General features: G+C 45.1%; 14 protein-coding genes and 1 pseudogene. 10 read left to right on the forward strand and 5 right to left on the reverse strand.

Annotation, left to right across the window (positions count from 1 at the left end; all coding sequences use genetic code 11):
• Window positions 1–9 precede the first annotated feature (9 nt).
• Entirely contained in the window at window positions 10–2202 is a 2193-nt protein-coding gene (locus tag BDI_RS18865) for a glutamine synthetase III (protein ID WP_008779365.1), read from the reverse strand.
• A 145-nt stretch (window positions 2203–2347) separates the two neighbouring features.
• On the reverse strand, window positions 2348–4552 hold the full coding sequence (locus tag BDI_RS18870) for a sodium-translocating pyrophosphatase (RefSeq protein WP_005858819.1): 2205 nt from the start codon (window positions 4550–4552) through the stop codon (window positions 2348–2350).
• Between the two features lie 166 nt (window positions 4553–4718).
• Here BDI_RS18870 and BDI_RS18875 point away from each other — a divergent pair, with 166 nt between their 5' ends.
• Together BDI_RS18875 and BDI_RS18880 are read left to right on the forward strand one after the other, a co-directional pair.
• Entirely contained in the window at window positions 4719–5555 is an 837-nt protein-coding gene (locus BDI_RS18875) for a patatin-like phospholipase family protein (protein ID WP_005858815.1), read from the forward strand.
• A gap of 59 nt (window positions 5556–5614) precedes the next feature.
• Window positions 5615–7318, forward strand: coding sequence for an alpha-amylase family glycosyl hydrolase (locus BDI_RS18880; RefSeq protein ID WP_008777935.1), 1704 nt, complete (start codon window positions 5615–5617; stop codon window positions 7316–7318).
• A 174-nt stretch (window positions 7319–7492) separates the two neighbouring features.
• Here BDI_RS18880 and BDI_RS20805 read toward each other — a convergent pair.
• Window positions 7493–7561: pseudogene (locus tag BDI_RS20805) on the reverse strand (DUF47 domain-containing protein); the annotation flags it as partial.
• The gene (locus tag BDI_RS18885; protein ID WP_005858811.1) at window positions 7557–8201 is read right to left on the reverse strand and encodes a DedA family protein; all 645 of its coding nucleotides are present in this window, start codon (window positions 8199–8201) and stop codon (window positions 7557–7559) included. The pseudogene BDI_RS20805 and the gene BDI_RS18885, both read right to left, overlap by 5 nt.
• Before the next feature lie 698 nt (window positions 8202–8899).
• On the opposite strand from BDI_RS18885, the gene BDI_RS18895 reads away from it, so the two are divergent.
• Window positions 8900–9841: a ribose-phosphate pyrophosphokinase gene (locus tag BDI_RS18895; protein ID WP_005858805.1), complete on the forward strand. Its 942-nt coding sequence runs from the start codon at window positions 8900–8902 to the stop codon at window positions 9839–9841.
• A 79-nt stretch (window positions 9842–9920) separates the two neighbouring features.
• Here the strand turns inward: BDI_RS18895 and mnmA are convergent, their stop codons facing one another.
• On the reverse strand, window positions 9921–10997 hold the full coding sequence (gene mnmA, locus BDI_RS18900; RefSeq protein WP_005858803.1) for a tRNA 2-thiouridine(34) synthase MnmA: 1077 nt from the start codon (window positions 10995–10997) through the stop codon (window positions 9921–9923).
• Window positions 10998–11166: 169 nt separating this feature from the next.
• Between mnmA and BDI_RS18905 the strand changes: the two genes are divergently transcribed.
• From BDI_RS18905 to BDI_RS18935, 7 genes are all read left to right on the forward strand, one after another.
• Window positions 11167–13227, forward strand: a complete 2061-nt coding sequence (locus BDI_RS18905; protein ID WP_012056171.1) for a dipeptidyl-peptidase 3 family protein — start codon at window positions 11167–11169, stop codon at window positions 13225–13227.
• Window positions 13228–13230: 3 nt separating this feature from the next.
• Window positions 13231–13926, forward strand: coding sequence for a DNA alkylation repair protein (locus BDI_RS18910; RefSeq protein ID WP_005858799.1), 696 nt, complete (start codon window positions 13231–13233; stop codon window positions 13924–13926).
• 55 nt (window positions 13927–13981) lie between these two features.
• Window positions 13982–14443: a Fur family transcriptional regulator gene (locus tag BDI_RS18915; protein WP_012056172.1), complete on the forward strand. Its 462-nt coding sequence runs from the start codon at window positions 13982–13984 to the stop codon at window positions 14441–14443.
• A gap of 33 nt (window positions 14444–14476) precedes the next feature.
• Window positions 14477–15748, forward strand: coding sequence for an adenylosuccinate synthase (locus BDI_RS18920; protein ID WP_012056173.1), 1272 nt, complete (start codon window positions 14477–14479; stop codon window positions 15746–15748).
• A 120-nt stretch (window positions 15749–15868) separates the two neighbouring features.
• On the forward strand, window positions 15869–16555 hold the full coding sequence (locus tag BDI_RS18925; protein ID WP_005868492.1) for a zinc metallopeptidase: 687 nt from the start codon (window positions 15869–15871) through the stop codon (window positions 16553–16555).
• Window positions 16556–16731: 176 nt separating this feature from the next.
• On the forward strand, window positions 16732–18087 hold the full coding sequence (gene hisS / locus BDI_RS18930) for a histidine--tRNA ligase (RefSeq protein ID WP_012056174.1): 1356 nt from the start codon (window positions 16732–16734) through the stop codon (window positions 18085–18087).
• Between the two features lie 125 nt (window positions 18088–18212).
• A complete protein-coding gene (locus tag BDI_RS18935; RefSeq protein WP_009017029.1) occupies window positions 18213–19643 on the forward strand; it encodes a glycoside hydrolase family 30 protein in 1431 nt (476 codons plus the stop codon).
• Window positions 19644–19729 lie beyond the last annotated feature (86 nt).

Raw genomic sequence — 19729 nt, forward strand, 5'->3', positions numbered from 1 at the left:
TGGTATTTTTTATCGGATAAACAGGAGTTCCCTATACTTCGGCAACGGCCACATCTGGTTGTCCACCATCAGCTCCAGATCATCGATATGGTCACGGATCTCATCCAAATAAGGGGCCACCGAGTCGTGGTAAGCGATCGCCTTTTCCCGCATATCGGTCAAGCGGTTCGCTTTCTTGCGGGCCTCTACCATCTCATCCACTTTCTTGGTCACGGCACAGATATGTCCGGCTATCTTACGAACCAAGCGACGGGGCTCTTCCGACATATCGCGGAATTCCGGGTCGTCGCCGAATGTCTCTTTCAACTTCGCTATATTATCCAGCAATACGCTCTGGTAACGAACGGCTACCGGGATGATATGATTCAAGGATAAATCCCCTAATACCCGGGCCTCGATCTGTACCTTTTTGATATAGACTTCCCATTTTACTTCATTACGCGCTTCCAATTCTTTCTGGGTAAGTACGCCGGTAGACGTGAACATCTCGATCGACTCCGGTTTAAGATAAGCGTCATATTGCAAGGGAACACTATTTTGGCAATCCAGACCTCGCTTGGCGGCTTCCTCTTTCCATTCATCTGAATAACCGTTCCCATCGAAGCGGATCGGCTTAGATTCCTTGATATAGGCTTTCAGCACCTTGAAGATCGCTACTTCCTTGCTTTTTCCTTCCGCTTGCAAAGCCTCTACGTCCTTCTTGAATTGTTGCAATTGATAGGCTACGGCGGAGTTCAACGCTAACATGGCCGATCCGCAGTTCACGGAAGAGCCCGGGGCGCGGAACTCAAAACGGTTTCCGGTGAAGGCGAAAGGAGAGGTACGGTTACGATCCGTATTGTCCAACAGCAGTTCGGGGATCTGCCCGAAGCCAAGATGCAAACCCTTTTTATCGTCTACCTCGATAGCGTCCTCGATAGAGCTATTCTCAAACTTATCCAAGATCTCGCTGATTTGCGTTCCGAGGAAAGTGGAGATGATAGCGGGAGGTGCCTCGTTCGCACCTAGGCGGTGTGCGTTCGTGGCGGAAGCGATACTCGCTTTTAATAAAGCGTTGTATTTATAAACGGCCATGATAGTGTTCACCACGAAGGTGATGAAGCGTAGGTTGTCCTCACGGTCTTTACCCGGAGAGAATAAGTTTACCCCCTTGTCTGTTCCCATAGACCAGTTACAGTGTTTACCGGAACCGTTTACCCCGTTAAATGGCTTCTCGTGCAATAATACACGGAAATTATGACGGCGGGAGACACGTTTCATGACCGACATCAATAATTGGTTATGGTCGTTGGCTAGGTTACATTCCTCGTAAATAGGAGCTAGCTCGAACTGGTTGGGGGCTACCTCGTTATGGCGGGTCTTTACCGGGATACCTAGTTTATAGCATTCGGTTTCCAAGTCTTTCATGAATTCTTGTACACGAGAGGGGATAGCGCCAAAATAATGGTCGTCTAATTGTTGGTTCTTTGCGCTCTCATGTCCGAGCAAGGTACGCTCGGTGAGTGAGAGGTCCGGACGGGCGGAATACAAGTCCTCGTCAACAAGGAAATATTCCTGTTCCCAACCTAGGTAAGTAATTATCTTATTGACATCCTCATCGAAATATCTATATACGTCCTTGGCGGCTTCTCCCAATACTTCGATAGAGCGGATCAGCGGGGTCTTATAATCCAGTGCTTCACCGGTATAAGCGATAAATACGGTTGGGATACAAAGTGTGTCATCTACGATAAAAGCGGGAGAGGAGGGGTCCCAAGCGGAGTAGCCGCGGGCCTCGAAGGTATTACGAAGTCCACCGTTCGGGAAACTGGAAGCGTCCGGTTCTTGCTGGACAAGCAATTTGCCGCTGAACTCCTCGATCATGCCACCGTTACCATCGTGTTCCACGAAAGCGTCGTGCTTCTCGGCGGTGCCATCGGTAAGCGGTTGAAACCAGTGGGTGTAATGAGTGACTCCTTTTTCCAGTGCCCACATACGCATGCCGGCTGCCACATGATTGGCGATTTCCCGGTCGATAGGTGTGCCATTGTCAATGGCGTGGGTCAAGGCTTTGTACGTTTCCTTGGAGAGATATTTCTGCATTGCCTTCCGGTTGAAGACATTCTCGCCATAGTACTCAGATACTTTGTGTTCGGGAGTAACGGCTTCCACGGCCTTTCGGTTGGATGCCTTCTCCACAGCATTAAAGCGTGAGATTGACATTGTTGAATTGTTTTATGTTTTTACGACGCAAAAATACAAAACAGTTGACAATTGACAGTCAATGATTGACAATTATTTAGTTTTCTCTATTAAATTGTCGATTTACTTCTCTAACTGTCAATTGCCAACTACTAACGGTCAACTATTAAAACAAACTCCAAGCCACCGTCAATCCCGCCATCACGATCGCTACCATGCTCATCAACTTGATAAGGATATTCAAACTCGGGCCGGAAGTGTCTTTGAACGGATCGCCAACCGTATCGCCGACAACGGTTGCCTTATGCGCCTCGCTACCCTTGCCACCGTGGTTTCCTTCCTCGATGAATTTCTTTGCGTTATCCCATGCTCCTCCGGCGTTCGCCATGAATACGGCTAATACGAAGCCCGTGCTTAATCCACCGATCAATAGTCCGACAACGCCTGTCACACCAAATATGAGTCCCGTTAAGATGGGGGCGATAATAGCTAAAACGGAGGGAAGTACCATTTCGTGTTGCGCTCCCTTCGTCGAGATCTCAACGCAACGGGCATAATCCGGTTGTGCCTCTCCAGTCAGAATACCCTTGATTTCCTTGAACTGACGGCGAACTTCCTCCACCATGTGCCCGGCCGCACGTCCTACAGCGTTCATCGTAAGGCCACAGAACATGAATGCCATCATGGAACCTAGGAACATTCCGGCTAAAACCTTAGGATTCATTAAGGTAACATCATAATATACCATAAAGTCCGAGAATGAGGCTTTAGATATTTCGATACTCCTGCCATCGGTAAAGTTCAGGACGGTCTCTCCTAAACGGAGCAAACCGATCTTGATCTCTTCTACATAAGAGGCCAACAGAGCCAAGCCGGTTAACGCAGCGGAACCGATAGCGAAACCTTTACCTGTAGCGGCAGTCGTATTTCCTAATGAATCCAATGCGTCTGTACGCTTGCGGACTTCTTTCCCTAGGTTACACATCTCGGCGTTGCCTCCGGCATTATCCGCTATGGGACCGTAAGCGTCTGTAGCCAACGTAATACCTAAGGTCGATAGCATACCTACGGCAGCTATACCGATTCCGTATAATCCCATGCCCACGTTCGTGAAGTCGAATCCGGAGGCGAACAAGAAGGAACAAATAATACCGACCACGACGGCAAGTACCGGGATGGCCGTAGAGAGCATCCCTAGTCCGAGACCGGAGATAATAACCGTTGCCGGGCCTGTCAGCCCCGATTCGGAAACCAGCCGGGTCGGCTTATAGGACTGGGAGGTATAATACTCCGTCGCTTGCCCGATCACGATTCCGACTAGCAGACCTACGATCACGGAACAACCGATCCAGAACCAATTCTCCATGCCTAATACATAAAGAATCCCGAACGTGGAGATAGCGATCAATACGGAACTCAAGTTCGTTCCTATGGCTAAGGCTTTCAGTAGTTGCTTGATCGTCGCGTTCTCATTCGTACGGACGGCGAAAATACCAATAATAGATAAAATGATACCGACAGCGGCGATAAGCATTGGGGCGACAACCGCCTTATATTGTAATTCTACGCTTCCGGAAGAAACGAATGCGGCGGCTCCCAATGCGGCGGTCGCTAGGATGGAACCGCAATAAGATTCATATAGGTCGGCTCCCATACCGGCGACGTCACCTACATTGTCGCCTACGTTATCGGCGATTGTCGCCGGGTTACGAGGATCGTCCTCCGGGATCCCAGCCTCAACTTTACCTACTAAATCCGCTCCGACATCGGCGGCTTTCGTATAGATTCCTCCTCCCACACGTGCGAACAAGGCTTGCGTGGAGGCACCCATTCCGAATGTAAGCATGGTTGTCGTGATAATGGTGAGTTTATGGGTCGGGTCCAAAGCCTCGTCTGGGATGAAAGCATTTAACAGGATATACCAGAATGAGATATCCAGCAATCCAAGCCCAACGACTACTAAGCCCATGACCGCCCCGCTTCGGAAAGCCACTTGTAAACCTTTATTCAAGGAAGTACGGGCTGCGTTCGCTGTACGGGCCGAGGCATAAGTCGCTGTTTTCATGCCTAAGAAACCCGCTAATCCTGAAAAGAAACCTCCTGTCAGGAAGGCGATCGGAACCCATTCGTTTTGAACATGGAAGCCATAGGCCATAATAGAGAATAAGATTACTAGGACAACGAAAACCGAGGCGACTACTTTGTATTGCTGTTTCAGATACGACATCGCCCCTTCACGCACAAAGGAGGCGATCTTTTTCATCAACTCAGTTCCTTCACTCTCTTTCATCATTTGCCTGAAGAAGAACCAGGCGAATGCTAGCGCTAGGACAGACGCTAACGGGATAATCCAGAAAATACTCGTAATCATAACATGGTAGATTTAATGTTATACTTAAGAAAACAATGTGACAACACCTTTGCTTTCCGTGTAAATGTAGCAAAAATAAAAGAGGATGGAAACTTTTTCCCTAATAATAATGTTTCTAATTAAAAAAAACAGCATATTTGTTACCAGATTAAGAGACAAGAAATAAATGGCAGAAGAGACAAACCATAAACCCTATAGGTTGGGCTTGGCGCTTAGCGGAGGCGGAGCGAAAGGTTTTGCGCATATCGGCGTATTTCGAATGATGGAAGAATGTGCGCTAAGACCGGATATTATAGTCGGTACCAGTGCGGGAGCTTTAATGGGCGCTTTGTTTGCTGATGGTTATTCGGCGGCGGAGATCCAAGAGCTTTTTACCGGACGTGAGTTCTCGGAATTCGCCCAGTTGCAGATTCCTAAGGCGGGTTTGTTCGATAGTAAGCGCTTTCGTTATTTCTTGAGGCGACACTTGCGGACCAAGAACATCGAGGACTTGCAAATTCCGCTGGTGGTTGTCGCGACTGATTTGGATAATGGCGAAAGCCATGAATTTAGGAGTGGTCCTATTGTTGAGGCGGTGACAGCTTCTTGTAGTATCCCGATTATTTTCAGTCCTGTAGTCATCAATGGCGTTCATTATGTGGATGGAGGATTATTTCACAACTTTCCGGTCTCCATCATCCGTGAGGAATGTGAGCGTATTATCGGGGTGAACGTAAGCCCGTTGATCCCGCAAAAATATAAGCAGACCATATTCCATATCGCCGAGCGCTCTTATCATTATATGTTCCGGGCAAATACGCTGGAGGATCGAGAGATGTGTGATGTCTTAATAGAAGCGGAGGAGTTTGGCTTATATAAGACATTCGATCTTGAGAATGTAGACGTGATTTGTAATATTGGCTATTCCGCCGCTGCCCGTTGCTTTGAGAAAGTGTTGGATGAGAATAAATATGAAACCTTGGTGAAAGCGATCGCGGCAAGAAAGAAAGGCCTGATGCCGTGACAAATCGTCTGTCTGGACAAAGCGCTTTCCCACAAAAACTTTATATATAGATGAACGCAATGGAACAAAAAAACAAGATGGTAATTTATCAGGTATTCCCGCGTTGGTTTGGGAATCTGCGACCATCTCCTGTAATGAATGGTAGTTTAGCCGAGAATGGAGTGGGTAAGTTTTCGGCTTTTACTCCTTTGGCTTTATCCAAAATCAAAGAACTAGGTGTTACTCATGTATGGTATACAGGGGTGATAGAGCACGCTACAAAAACCGATTACACCATGTTTGGCATCCGGAAAGACCATTCTGCCGTAGTAAAAGGTAAGGCCGGATCTCCATATGCTATAAAAGATTACTATGATATAGATCCGGATTTGGCGGATAATATCCAGAACCGTATGAGTGAGTTCGAGGATTTGGTGAAACGTACGCATGAGGCTGGGATGAAGGTTATTATCGATTTTGTACCCAACCATGTAGCACGTCAATATTTCTCGGACGCACGGGAACCTTTCGTGGAGGACTTAGGTCAAACGGATAATGTGTCCAAGGCTTTTGATGTGAATAATAACTTTTATTATCTTCCGGGGCAAACCTTGACGCTTCGTTTTGATCCGCAGCGTGAGGAGGATTTTGCCTATAGTGAGTTTCCGGCGAAGGTGACCGGTAACAATCATTTCGATGCCTATCCAAGCCAGAACGATTGGTATGAGACGGTGAAGCTGAACTACGGCGTGGATTATATGCACGGTGGTGCTTGCCATTTCAATACCATTCCCAATACGTGGGAGAAAATGTTGGAGATATTGTTGTTCTGGGCTGATAAGGGAGTGGATGGTTTTCGTTGTGATATGGCGGAGATGGTCCCGGTCGAGTTTTGGAACTGGGTGATTCCTCAGGTGAAGAAGGTGCGTGATGTGATCTTTATAGCGGAGGTGTATAATCCGGATGAGTATAGGAATTATATTTATACGGGACACTTTGATTATTTGTATGACAAGGTTGGTCTTTATGATACGGTTCGTGCGGTGATGTGCGGACAGGCTCCGGCTAGTAATATATCGCATTGTTGGCAATCGTTGGAGGGTATCCAGAAAAATATGTTGAATTTCTTGGAGAATCACGATGAACAGCGTGTCGCTTCTGATTTCTTTGCGGGGGATGCTCGTCCGGGTATTCCGGGCATGATTGTCTCCGCTGCCATGAATACGAATCCGGTTATGATCTATAGTGGTCAGGAACTTGGCGAAAGAGGAATGGACGCTGAAGGTTTCAGTGGACGTGATGGCCGTACGACCATCTTCGATTATTGGAGCGTCGAGAGTTTGCGGAACTGGAATAATAATGGACTCTTTGACGGGGCTAAATTAACGCCGGCAGAACGCTCGTTGCGTGAGATGTACGCTAAGTTATTGAATGTGGTACGATCCGAGCCGGTTATTGTCGAGGGAGCGTTTTATGATTTGATGTACGCGAACTCCGGTAATCCTTATTTCAATCCGAACCGTCAGTATGCGTTCTTGCGCAAATGGAAGAACGAGGTACTTCTGGTGGTCGTGAATTTCGACCGTGCCGACCAATGTGTATGGGTAAATATCCCGGTCGAGGCATTCAAGGCTCTTGATTTTGAGGATAACAAACCGGCTGAATTGACCGACTTGTTAACCGGGGAAACGACTATCAGTACGCTAACAGACGCTTATCCTTATCAAGTGAAACTCCCGGCTTATTCCGGCAAAATGCTAAAGTTCTCTTTTCTCCATAAGTAAGAGCTTTCTTGAAAAGTTTAGGAGTGCTGTATAGATAATTCATTGGTGGAGTTAGGTGGTTGATACGGGACAGCTAGCTTCATCGGGCAAGTATGTTAAGTTACTTTGGCATTTCACTTAAGTTACTTGCCCGATGAAGCTAGGTGACTTTTTCCTTTGATTTAAATGAAAAGAAGAGATGGGGCGTGGGTTATAGATGGTAATACGTTTGGCGGAACTGTTTATTCCATCAATAACATCATCTTTTCCGTGCTTTTAGTTTTGCCCGTACTACCTCTATTACGGCAGGAAGTATGGATATGAATATAATTGCTATGATCAATAGCTTGAGGTTCTGCTGTACGAAAGGAAGATCTCCGAAAAAGTATCCTGCATAGCAGAAAAGCAGTACCCAGAAAGCGCCGCCTATCAGGTTGTAGATCATGAAATAGTAATAGTGCATTTTACCCATTCCGGCTACAAAGGGAGCGAAAGTACGGACAATCGGTACGAATCGGGCGATGATTATGGTTTTGCCTCCATATTTTTTGTAGAACTCATGCGTTTTGTCCAAATGGCTTTTCTTGAATATCTTGGAGTTGGGATTGTTAAATAGTTTACGACCAAAAAAATGACCTATCATATAATTACAGGAGTCTCCCAATACTGCCGCCGCGAATAATATCAAGGCTAAAAGATTTATCTCTAAAGGCATACCGGGTAACGCTGTTATCGCTCCGGCGACGAACAAGAGGGAATCCCCGGGCAAGAATGGGGTGGCTACCAATCCCGTTTCACAAAAAATGATTAGGAATAATATCGCGTAGGCCCAAGTATGATATTCTTGTACGATCTCGATCATATGCTGATCGATATGTAAGATGAAGTCTAATAAAAATTCCATTTTAGATTGATTATTAATTGATAAGAACTATCCTATATGACCCAATAAGAAAACAAAATAGATGTTTATTCTATTCCCTTTGAGAAATCTAGAAAATAAGAATAGTGAGAATGCAGACATTAAAGTGCTATCTTCTACTTTTTTGATGGAAATAAGGGGGAAAGAGAGTTTAAATGAGAATACGTCTTAGAGTATAGATATAGTACCCATAGGAGAACTTAAGGGGATTTATACAAAATGAAATGAATGTTTGTCTTTCTTTAGGATATTGAGTTTTTATAAACCGTACGATCCTTTCCGCAGATGAGGATAGGTTTGTCCTTGAGTTTTTTGATGTGGAGATGTTGCGGAATAGTGAAGCCCTGATATAGCCATCTTCCATCTTATAGCTTTGTTTTCCGTTGTATAGCTCTTTTTCGTATCGTTCGATATCTGCTTGGGGGATATTGTATTCCGTCTTGTCTTCATTCGGAGAGTACATGGTGTAAATATCGTTGTATTTCTGTTGGTTCTCGGGAGTTGATGAAGAACCCGAAGTCAGAAATACACTTACCAATACGAAGAAATAGAGTAAATACTTCATCATTGCGGTTGCAAATATAGAAAGTTTTCCAAATATAAAGAGGTTATTGTAAATAAGTTTTGTACTTTTGCGGCACAATTTAAATCTATTCACTTTAAGATAAATATTCGGAATAATGAGTGCACAAACTCCTTTCTTGGTGTTTTCGGGAACGAACTCCCGGTATCTTGCAGAGAAAATTTGCAACAGTTTAGGTTGTCCTCTGGGACAGATGAATATCCAGCACTTTGCCGATGGTGAGTTCTCTGTTTCTTATGAAGAGTCTATCCGCGGTAGAGATGTATTCTTAGTACAATCTACATTCCCTAATTCAGACAATCTGATGGAGTTGCTTCTGATGATTGACGCGGCTAAACGTGCTTCCGCACATTCAATCATCGCTGTAGTCCCTTACTTCGGTTGGGCTCGTCAGGATAGAAAGGATAAGCCTCGTGTTTCTATTGGCGCTAAGTTGATCGCTGATATGTTGAGTACGGCAGGTATCAATCGTTTGATTACGATGGACCTTCATGCGGATCAGATCCAAGGATTCTTTAATGTTCCGGTGGATCACTTATATGCTTCTTCCGTATTCTTGGATTATATCAAGACGTCTTTGCCTTTGGATAACTTGTGTATCGCGACTCCGGATGTTGGTGGTACGAAACGTGCCAGCAGCTATTCTAAGTATTTAGGCTTGCCGATGGTCATTTGCCACAAATCTCGTTTGCGTGCCAATGAGGTGGCCGAGATGCGTATTATCGGTGATGTGACGGGCTTGGATGTCCTTTTGGTTGATGACATGGTGGATACGGCCGGAACAATTACGAAAGCCGCGAACTTGATGTTGGAGAATGGCGCTAAGTCTGTTCGTGCTATCGCCAGCCACGCTGTGATGTCTGATCCGGCTTCTACTCGTGTAGATCAGTCCGCTTTAGCGGAAATGATCTTTACGGATTCTATTCCTTACGCTAAGAAATGCGAGAAAGTAAAGGTATTATCTGTCGCTGACATGTTCGCTGAGGCGATCCGTCGTGTATGTAGTGGAGAGTCTATCAGCTCTTTGTATGCTATTTAATAGAATAAGATAGAAAAATAAAAACGGTCGCTTCCTTTTGAGGCGACCGTTTTTTATTTAGAATAAATCTGAATATGCGTTACTTGGTCTCATCAATAATCATGCCGCTGCCCAGACATAAGTGATGGTCTTTGTCGTAGATTACACTGTATTGGCCGGGAGCGATACCTTGAATCTTTTCGTCGGATTCTACACGATATAGATCTCCGATACGACGGATGTAGCCATGCGTAAATTCCGGGGTATGACGGATCTTGAAAGTGATTTCTTTCTCACCCTCAAATTCTCCCCATGGATCTTCCGTGATGAAATCGAAACCTTGCATATTAATCACCTTGCCATATTGCGTTTCCGGGTCGTAGCCGTTGGAGACATAAATTATATTTCGCTTAATGTCTTTTTGGATAACGAACCAAGGGCCGCCACTTAATCCCAATCCCTTACGTTGGCCGATCGTATGGAACCAATATCCATTGTGTTTACCCAAGACCTTACCCGTCTCTAGTTCCACGATTTTTCCCGGGCGTTTCCCTAAATAACGCTCTATAAAGTCGTTGTAGTTAATCTTACCTAAGAAACAAATGCCTTGGCTATCCTTACGCTTGGCGCTCGGCAATTTCTGGGCCTCGGCGATGGCACGTACCTCGCTTTTCATTAAATGCCCGATCGGAAACATGAGTTTCTGTATCTGTAGGCGGGTGATTTGCCCTAAGAAATCAGTCTGATCTTTTACCGGGTCCTTGGCAGTAGAAAGCCATGTCTTGCCGTCTATCTCCGTGGTCGTGGCATAATGACCGGTAGCGATCTTATCGAAATCCTTGCCCCATTTTTCCTCGAAACAACCGAACTTGATATATTTATTACACATCATATCCGGGTTAGGGGTAAGACCGCGTTTGACAGATTCGATCGTATAGCTTACCACCCGATCCCAATACTCGTCGTGTAAGGAGACGATCTCGAACCGGCATCCATACTTGCGGGCGATATATGAGGTGATCTCGATATCCTCTTCCGCCGGGCAATCGATATAGCCATCCTTGTCTTCCATACCGATACGGATATAGAAGATGGTCGGATCGTATCCTGCCTCTTTGAGTTGATGCACTACGACAGAGCTGTCTACTCCTCCTGAAACTAATGCCGCTATTTCCATTCTCTTTTTTGTCTTTGCTTTTGAACTTACAAAAGTAGAGAAAAAATCTCAAACCTTTGATATTGACTGTATATTCTCTATCTTTGCGGTTGGCCCTTATTGGAATGCGGGCCTTCAAACTATGTACTTTAGATGTAATATATTATAGGAAAAGCAAATCGTAGTAAGTATGAAAAAAATAATGTTATCGCTTATGACAGCTATGGTTATGACGGCTTGTACAGGCCAACAGTCGGATACGGCATCTCAAAATTCCGATAAGGAGTTCAATTATGTAGTGGATCAGTTCGCTGATCTGGAGATTCTTCGCTATAAAGTTCCGGGTTTTGAATCCCTGTCCTTGCAACAAAAGCAACTATTATATCATCTTTCCGAAGCGGCCTTGATGGGACGTGATATATTCTTCGATCAGAATGGACGCTATAATCTGGCGATCCGCAGGACATTGGAGGCTATTTATACGAATTATAAGGGAGATCGGGAGGACCCTCAATTCAAGGCTTTGGAAACCTATTTGAAACGGGTGTGGTTCTCCAGTGGTATCTATCATCATTATGCCTTGGACAAGTTTGCCCCGGGGTTTTCTCCTGAGTTCTTGATGGATTGTATTCACCAAATCGACGCCAAGAAGTTACCTCTTCGTGAGAATCAAAACGTGGATCAGTTCATGATCGAGATCGCTCCGGTAATCTTTGATCCGGGCGTTATGCCAAAGCGTAGCGTACAAAGCGGTAACGGTGATTTGATCAAAGCTTCTTCTAATAATTATTACGGGGGAGGTATCAGTCAGAAAGAGGTAGAGGACTTCTATGCGCAAATGAAAATGGGAAAGGATACCATTTCCCCGATTTCTTACGGGTTGAATAGCCGTTTGGTAAAAGAGAACGGTACGGTCGTTGAAAAGGTTTGGAAAGTAGGAGGGCTTTATTCCGCCGCGATAGAAAAAATCGTAGATCAATTGCGACAAGCCTTGCCTTTCGCCGAGAATGATACGCAGAAAGCGATCATTGGGAAATTGATCGAATATTATCAAACGGGCGATTTGAAGACGTTCGATGCTTATTCGATCCTTTGGGTAGAGGATACAGCTTCGGAGGTGGATTTTGTGAATGGCTTTATCGAGACTTATGGGGATCCGTTAGGAATGAAAGCAAGCTGGGAGTCTACCGTGAATTTTACGAATAAGGAGGCGACTAAGCGTACGAAAATCATCAGTGATAATGCGCAATGGTTTGAGGATCATTCTCCGGTAGATAAGCGTTTCAAGAAAGAGAAGGTGAAAGGAGTTAGCGCTAAGGTAATCACGGTATCTATGTTGGGAGGTGATTGCTATCCGGCTACCCCGATCGGTATCAATTTGCCAAATGCGGATTGGATTCGTAGGGATCATGGCTCGAAGTCTGTTACGATAGAGAATATCACGGAGGCTTATGATAAGGCGTCTCAAGGAAATGGCTTTAGCGAAGAGTTTGTTTGGAGTGACGTGGAGCGGAACGGTATGAGGCAGTACGGTTTCTTAACGGATAATCTACATACGGATTTACATGAGTGTCTGGGACATGGTTCCGGTAAATTGCTGGAAAATACGGACCCGGATGCGCTGAAAGCCTATAGCTCTACACTGGAGGAAACCCGTGCGGATTTGTTTGGCCTGTATTATTTGGCAGATCCGAAGCTGGTGGAACTGGGATTGCTTCCGGACGGCGAGGCTTATAAGTCGGAATACTATAAATATATAATGAATGGCTTGATGACCCAGTTGGTTCGCATCGAGCTAGGCAAGAATGTAGAAGAGGCGCATATGCGTAACCGCCAGTTGATCGCTAAGTGGGCTTACGAGAAAGGGAAGGAAGCGAATGTGATCGAACTGAAAAAACGGAATGGAAAGACCTATGTGGTTGTGAATGACTATCCAAGGTTACGTGAGTTGTTTGGGACATTGCTCGCTGAGATTCAACGTATCAAGAGTGAGGGTGACTATGCGGCCGGAAAGAATCTTGTTGAAGGATACGGCGTGAAAGTAGATCCGGAGTTGCATGCGGAGGTCTTGGAGCGCTATGCTAAGTTAAACTTGGCTCCCTATAAAGGTTTTGTCAACCCTGTGATGAGAGAGGTAAAGAACTCTAACGGTGAGGTTACCGATATTGTCTTAGACTATACGGAAGGTTATACGGACCAGATGCTTCGTTATGGCCGTGATTATTCTTTCTTGCCGACTTATAATGATTAATAGATGGAAAGTTTACAAGACGAGATAAGGGAGATCCGTAAGGAACTTCGTTTGGCGATGAACGGGGTGATTTCTACGAGTATGCGTGAGAAAGGTATCGTATATAAGTTAAATTTCGGGGTTCCGTACCCCGAAATAAAGGGAATCGCCCGTAAGCATAAACCGAATGGAGAGCTAGCGGCGGCTTTATGGAAAGAAGACATCCGTGAGTTTAAGATATTGGCGACCTTTCTCCAACCCGCCGAGACGTTGCCTTTGGATGAGGCGAAACGTTGGGTCAAGGAGATTCCTTATTTAGAGATCGCGGAGCATTGTTGCCGGAACTTGTTCGTTCATCTGCCTTATATGGAGGACTTCACGTCTGATCTGGTTGCTGATAAGAAAAATGAGTTCGCTCGCACGGTCGCCTTTCTTACTTGGGCCGAGAATTTTAAGCGAGGTGGCAGCTTATCTTCTGTGGTTTTAGGATCTTTCTTGGCAGAAACCTTAAGTAGTCTAGCGGAGACTAAGGATTTTAAATCTACGCTGAAAGAGAAACAAGCGTCTATTCAAGCCATGAAGTTTTATGGGCGTCAATCTGAGGGGAATGCGGAAAGGATCCTAGACGGTTTCAAGGAATTTCAGGAGGCTGCGGGAAACACGCCGGAATTACAAGAAATCTATAATGAATTAAAATTCGAGTTTGAATATTATCGGTAAGGCTTTGCGTTTAAAATAAATGCGCTAACTTTGTCGTTTGTGCGGTCTTTAGGAGATGGAAGCGAAAGTTTATACGGAAATGCGTGCGTTGTTTACCGAATATCTAACGGAGAAGAAACTGCGGAAAACCGAGGAGAGATATGCTATATTCAAGGAGATATGTGCTTTTCCCGGGCATTTTGATATGTGTATGCTTTCGGATCGGTTGGAGCAAGACAACTTCCATGTCAGTAAGGCTACACTCTATAATACGTTGGATGTACTGGTTGATGCCGGTTTGGTGGTGCGTCATCAAATAACCGTCCAGTCGGTGCAATATGAGTTGAGGATTTATGCCGATACGCATTTGCATTTGGTTTGCACGAGATGCGGGGCCATCCGGGAGCTGCGAAACAGTACGTTGAAAGCGGATATGAGAAACTTGAAAGTCTCTCGTTTTACGCCGGAGTATTATTGTTTGTACATTTATGGCCTATGCAGTAAATGCAAGTTTAAGTTGCAAAGGTCAGTTAAATAAGAATATTAATAGCCTATAATAAATATAGAAAAGATGAAAGTAGACGTTTTGTTAGGATTGCAATGGGGCGACGAGGGCAAAGGCAAGGTTGTCGATGTGCTGACTCCGAATTACGATGTGGTAACTCGTTTTCAAGGAGGCCCTAATGCCGGACATACATTGGAGTTTAACGGGGAAAAGTATGTGTTACGTTCGATTCCTTCCGGTATTTTCCAAGGTGGAAAGATAAACGTAATCGGTAACGGTGTCGTTCTGGACCCGTTATTGTTCAAGCAGGAAGCGGAATCATTGGCAGCGAGTGGTCACGATATCACCAAGCAGCTTTATATCTCTAAGAAAGCTCACCTAATTTTACCTACTCACCGGATCTTGGATGCCGCTTACGAGGCCGCAAAAGGTTCCGGAAAGATCGGTACGACAGGAAAGGGTATCGGCCCGACTTATACGGATAAGATTAGCCGTAACGGTGTTCGTGTGGGCGATTTGTTGCATAACTTCGAAGAGAAATATGCGGCCGCTAAAGCAAAACATGAAGCGATCTTGCGTTCATTGAACTATGAATATGATATAACCGAGATGGAGGCTCAATGGCTGGAGGCCTTGAACTACCTCAGACAATTCAAATTGATTGATAGCGAGCATGTCATCAATAACTATTTGAAGGAAGGCAAGTCGGTCTTGGCGGAAGGCGCTCAAGGTACGATGCTGGATATAGACTTCGGTTCTTATCCATTCGTGACTTCCTCTAACACGATCTGTGCCGGATGTTGTACGGGACTGGGGGTTTCTCCCCGGAATATCGGTGAGGTATATGGAATCTTCAAGGCTTATTGTACACGTGTAGGTAGCGGTCCGTTCCCGACCGAGTTGTTTGATGAGGTGGGAGATAAGATCGGTCAATTAGGCCATGAGTTCGGTGCGGTTACGGGACGTAAACGCCGTTGTGGCTGGATTGATTTGGTAGCCTTGAGATATGCCGTGATGATCAACGGTGTAAGCCAATTGATCATGATGAAGAGTGATGTGTTAGATACCTTCGATACGATCAAGGCTTGCGTGGCTTATAAGATGAACGGTGTCGAGACTAATGAGTTCCCGTATGAGATCGATGATACGATCGAACCTGTATACGTGGAATTACCGGGTTGGAAGACGGATATGACGAAGATGCGGAGCGAGGACGAGTTCCCTGAGGAGTTCAACGCTTACCTTTCTTTCTTGGAGGAAGAACTGGGTGTGCCTGTGAAGATCGTTTCCGTAGGACCGGATCGTGAACAGACGATTGTCAGATATACAGAAGAATAAACTCGTTATAAATCGTACAAAATGGCAGAAGACCACATTCCTCAAGGGGTGTCTCCTGCCATTTTTGTCTTTGGCAAACTTTTTGTCGTTGTTTTATAAAACTAAATAAGATAGAAATTTATGAGCATGTATTGGATTATATTTATTGGATTTGCGCTATTGAGTTGGCTGGTGTCATCCCGTCTTCAGGGCAAGTTTGAGAAGTATTCGAAAATTCCTATGCCGAATGGCATGACAGGAAAAGATGTCGCAGAGAAGATGTTGCATGACAATGGTATCTATGATGTAAAGGTGATTTCTACACCCGGACATCTGACGGACCATTACAATCCCGCTAACCAGACGGTGAACTTGAGTGAGTCGGTTTATTATAGCAATAGTATCGCCGCCGCTGCGGTTGCCGCCCATGAGTGCGGTCACGCTGTGCAGCATGCTACCGCTTACGCTCCGTTGAGAATGCGTTCGGCTTTGGTTCCGGTTGTTAGTTTCGCCTCAAATATCATGACATGGGTGTTGCTGGGTGGTATGTTATTATTGCATACGTTTCCTCAGTTATTGTTATTCGGTATAATCTTGTTCGCTACGACTACGCTATTTAGCTTTATCACGCTTCCGGTCGAGATCAATGCGAGCCAACGTGCTTTGGCGTGGTTGAGCAATGCCGGTATAACAAATGCTTATACGCATGATAAGGCAGAGGATGCTTTACGTTCCGCCGCTTATACGTACGTGGTCGCTGCGTTAGGTTCGCTTGCTACATTATTATATTATATAATGATATTCTTGGGGGGAAGAAGCCGGGATTGATAAGCCTCGGAAGAGGCTTTCCATGGATGCCCATTGTAAGGATGTTAGAATGCCCATTGTAAGATGCTTATGACTGCGATTGTAAGCTCCTTACAGTGGGCATTGTTATTTTCTTATTTATTTCGAGCAAAAAACATTACCTTTGCGGCCAGAATAATCATTTAAAACATAAGATCATGCAAAAACCTTCCATACCCAAAGGTACTCGGGATTTTTCGCCGGAGGAAATGGCGAAACGTAATTATATATTCAACACGATCCGTGAAGTATTTCACTTGTATGGCTTCCAGCAAATAGAGACTCCTGCCATGGAGAACCTTTCTACATTGATGGGTAAATATGGCGAGGAAGGGGATAAGCTCCTTTTCAAGATATTGAATTCCGGTGATTGTTTCGCTGGTATCTCGGATGAGGAGTTAATGGAAAAGAACCCGTTGAGATTTGCTGCTAAGGCTTGTGAGAAAGGCTTGCGTTATGATTTGACCGTTCCGTTCGCCCGTTACGTGGTACAACATCGTAATGAGATCAGTTTTCCGTTCAAACGTTACCAGATCCAACCGGTTTGGCGTGCCGATCGTCCGCAAAAGGGACGTTACCGGGAGTTCTACCAATGTGATGGCGACGTTGTGGGTTCTGATTCCTTGATCAATGAGGTGGAACTGATCCAGATTATGGACGAGGTGTTCCATCGTTTTGGCATTCGTGTGTGTATCAAGATGAACAATCGTAAGATCCTTTCCGGTATTGCCGAAATCATAGGCGAGGCGGATAAGATCGTAGACATTACGGTAGCTATCGACAAGCTGGATAAGATTGGCTTGGACAACGTGAATGAAGAGCTTCGTTCCAAGGGTTTACCCGAGGAGGCGATCGAGCGTTTGCAGCCGATCATTATGCTGCAGGGTTCAAATCAAGAAAAGATCGCTACCTTGAAAAAGGTATTATCTGCGTCTGAGACTGGTTTGAAAGGTGTAGCCGAATTGGATTTTATTTTGGAGCGCATCTCTCATACGTCAATCCGTGCGGAATTAGAGCTTGATCTGACATTAGCTCGCGGCTTAAACTATTATACAGGTGCGATTTTCGAGGTGAAAGCCTTGGACGTACAGATCGGTAGTATCACGGGTGGTGGTCGCTATGACAACCTGACAGGGGTATTTGGCATGGAAGGCGTATCTGGTGTCGGTTTCTCTTTCGGCGCTGATCGTATCTTTGATGTATTGAACCAATTGGATTTATATCCGGAAGGATCTTTGAAGACTACACAGCTTCTATTCGTGAACTTCGGACAGAAAGAGGAGATTCATTTATTGCCGCTGATCGCTAAGGTTCGTAAGGCGGGGATTCGTACAGAGCTATATCCTGAGTCTACTAAGATGAAAAAGCAAATGGGATATGCGGACGCTAAGAAAATCCCGTTCGTTGCGATAGTCGGAGAGAATGAGATGGCCGAGAATAAAATCAACTTAAAGAATATGCTCACGGGTGAGCAAACCCTTGTGACTATCGAGGAGCTGATAGAACGCTTTTAGAGAATAGTGGATTATGGAACACGGACTACACGGATGACACGGTATTTGTATTTATCCGTGTGTTCCGTGTCATCCGTGTAGTCCGTGTTTAAATGGTTCTAAACTTATAAATTAATGAAACGACCATGAAAATACCTGTTTTTATACTCTCAATATCTTTATACCTTTCTTCCTGCTCTTTCACCCCCCGTGCCGAGTGGGTAACGACAACCGAGAATACCCCTTGGGCTGAGCAACCCGATCTGATCTCCGCCCTTGCGGATACGATACCTAATATTGATATAACAATTCTAACAGAAAAGCATCAACAACAAATTGATGGTTTCGGAGCCTGTTTTAATGAATTAGGTTGGCTTTCCTTGAGTAAGCTGGAGCCAAGTGTACGTGAGGAAATCATGGAAGAGCTTTTTTTCCCCGGAGTCGGAGCCAACTTCACGATTTGCCGGATGCCTGTAGGAGCAAATGATTTCTCCCGTGATTGGTATTCGTATGACGAGGTAGACGGTGATTTCACAATGGAACATTTTACCATCGCCAATGACCAACAAACGTTGATTCCTTTTATCAAGAACGCTCGGAAGTATCAGCCAGACTTACGCTTGTGGGCTTCCCCGTGGTGCCCTCCCGCTTGGATGAAATATAACAAACACTATGCCTCTGCCTATACGGGTGAGAATTATGACGAGAAGTATCGAAATGGTTTGTCGGCCGATAAGGTCGGCCATGAAGGTACGGATATGTTTATCCAAGACTCTCTTTACCTGAAAGCCTATGCCCTCTATTTCTCTAAATTTATCGAGGCCTATAAGAAACACGGAATTCCAATCTTTGCCATAATGCCCCAGAACGAGTTCAACTCTGCGCAAATATTCCCGAGTTGTTGTTGGACATCGGCTTCTTTGGCTAATTTTATCGGTAATTATCTCGGGCCGGCCATGCAGGTTCAAGGAGTGGATATTATGTTCGGCACGATGGAACGTGCGAATGAGTCGCTTGTTGATACGGTATTGACAGATCCCGCTAGTGGTAAATATGTAAAAGGTGTCGGTTTCCAATGGGCGGGTAAGGGAGCTATCGCCGGAATCCACAAACGTTATCCCGGGTTGAAGCTTTACCAAACCGAGCAAGAATGTGGAGATGGCAAGAACGATTGGAAGGGTGCCATGTATTCTTGGGGGTTGATGCGACATTTTCTGGATAATGGCGTTTCTGCCTATATGTATTGGAATATATCTTTGGAAAATGGAGGGATCAGTCGTTGGGGATGGGCGCAAAACTCATTGGTTGTCGTAGATCCGCAAACCAAGAGCTATCGATATACTCCGGAATACTACGTGATGAAACATGTCAGCCATTATGTCCAGCCCGGTGCATATAAATTAGAAACGGAAGGAGCCTATACGAATCTGCTGGCATTCCGTAACCCGGATAACAGTATCGCCTTGATTATCGCCAATGAGACCAGTGATGATCGTTCCCTTTCCATCCGCATAGGCGATCGAGTCTATACTCCGATCGTAAAAGCATATTCCATGAATACGCTGCTGGTCGATTGATAATCCTTTTGAGAGATGCAAAAAGACAAGTTGTCAGTTATCTCTTCGGATATTTGTCTATTTCGTCCGAAATATTGTCAGTCGAA

Source organism: Parabacteroides distasonis ATCC 8503 (assembly GCF_000012845.1).
Taxonomy (GTDB): domain Bacteria; phylum Bacteroidota; class Bacteroidia; order Bacteroidales; family Tannerellaceae; genus Parabacteroides; species Parabacteroides distasonis.

What these genes read in the sequence shown, in the direction of transcription:
- BDI_RS18865 (WP_008779365.1), bottom strand. Translation starts at nt 2,202, where the DNA reads ATGTCAATCTCACGCTTTAATGCTGTGGAGAAGGCATCCAACCGAAAG.
- BDI_RS18870 (WP_005858819.1), bottom strand. Translation starts at nt 4,552, where the DNA reads ATGATTACGAGTATTTTCTGGATTATCCCGTTAGCGTCTGTCCTAGCG.
- BDI_RS18875 (WP_005858815.1), top strand. Translation starts at nt 4,719, where the DNA reads ATGGCAGAAGAGACAAACCATAAACCCTATAGGTTGGGCTTGGCGCTT.
- BDI_RS18880 (WP_008777935.1), top strand. Translation starts at nt 5,615, where the DNA reads ATGGAACAAAAAAACAAGATGGTAATTTATCAGGTATTCCCGCGTTGG.
- BDI_RS18885 (WP_005858811.1), bottom strand. Translation starts at nt 8,201, where the DNA reads ATGGAATTTTTATTAGACTTCATCTTACATATCGATCAGCATATGATC.
- BDI_RS18895 (WP_005858805.1), top strand. Translation starts at nt 8,900, where the DNA reads ATGAGTGCACAAACTCCTTTCTTGGTGTTTTCGGGAACGAACTCCCGG.
- mnmA (WP_005858803.1), bottom strand. Translation starts at nt 10,997, where the DNA reads ATGGAAATAGCGGCATTAGTTTCAGGAGGAGTAGACAGCTCTGTCGTA.
- BDI_RS18905 (WP_012056171.1), top strand. Translation starts at nt 11,167, where the DNA reads ATGAAAAAAATAATGTTATCGCTTATGACAGCTATGGTTATGACGGCT.
- BDI_RS18910 (WP_005858799.1), top strand. Translation starts at nt 13,231, where the DNA reads ATGGAAAGTTTACAAGACGAGATAAGGGAGATCCGTAAGGAACTTCGT.
- BDI_RS18915 (WP_012056172.1), top strand. Translation starts at nt 13,982, where the DNA reads ATGGAAGCGAAAGTTTATACGGAAATGCGTGCGTTGTTTACCGAATAT.
- BDI_RS18920 (WP_012056173.1), top strand. Translation starts at nt 14,477, where the DNA reads ATGAAAGTAGACGTTTTGTTAGGATTGCAATGGGGCGACGAGGGCAAA.
- BDI_RS18925 (WP_005868492.1), top strand. Translation starts at nt 15,869, where the DNA reads ATGAGCATGTATTGGATTATATTTATTGGATTTGCGCTATTGAGTTGG.
- hisS (WP_012056174.1), top strand. Translation starts at nt 16,732, where the DNA reads ATGCAAAAACCTTCCATACCCAAAGGTACTCGGGATTTTTCGCCGGAG.
- BDI_RS18935 (WP_009017029.1), top strand. Translation starts at nt 18,213, where the DNA reads ATGAAAATACCTGTTTTTATACTCTCAATATCTTTATACCTTTCTTCC.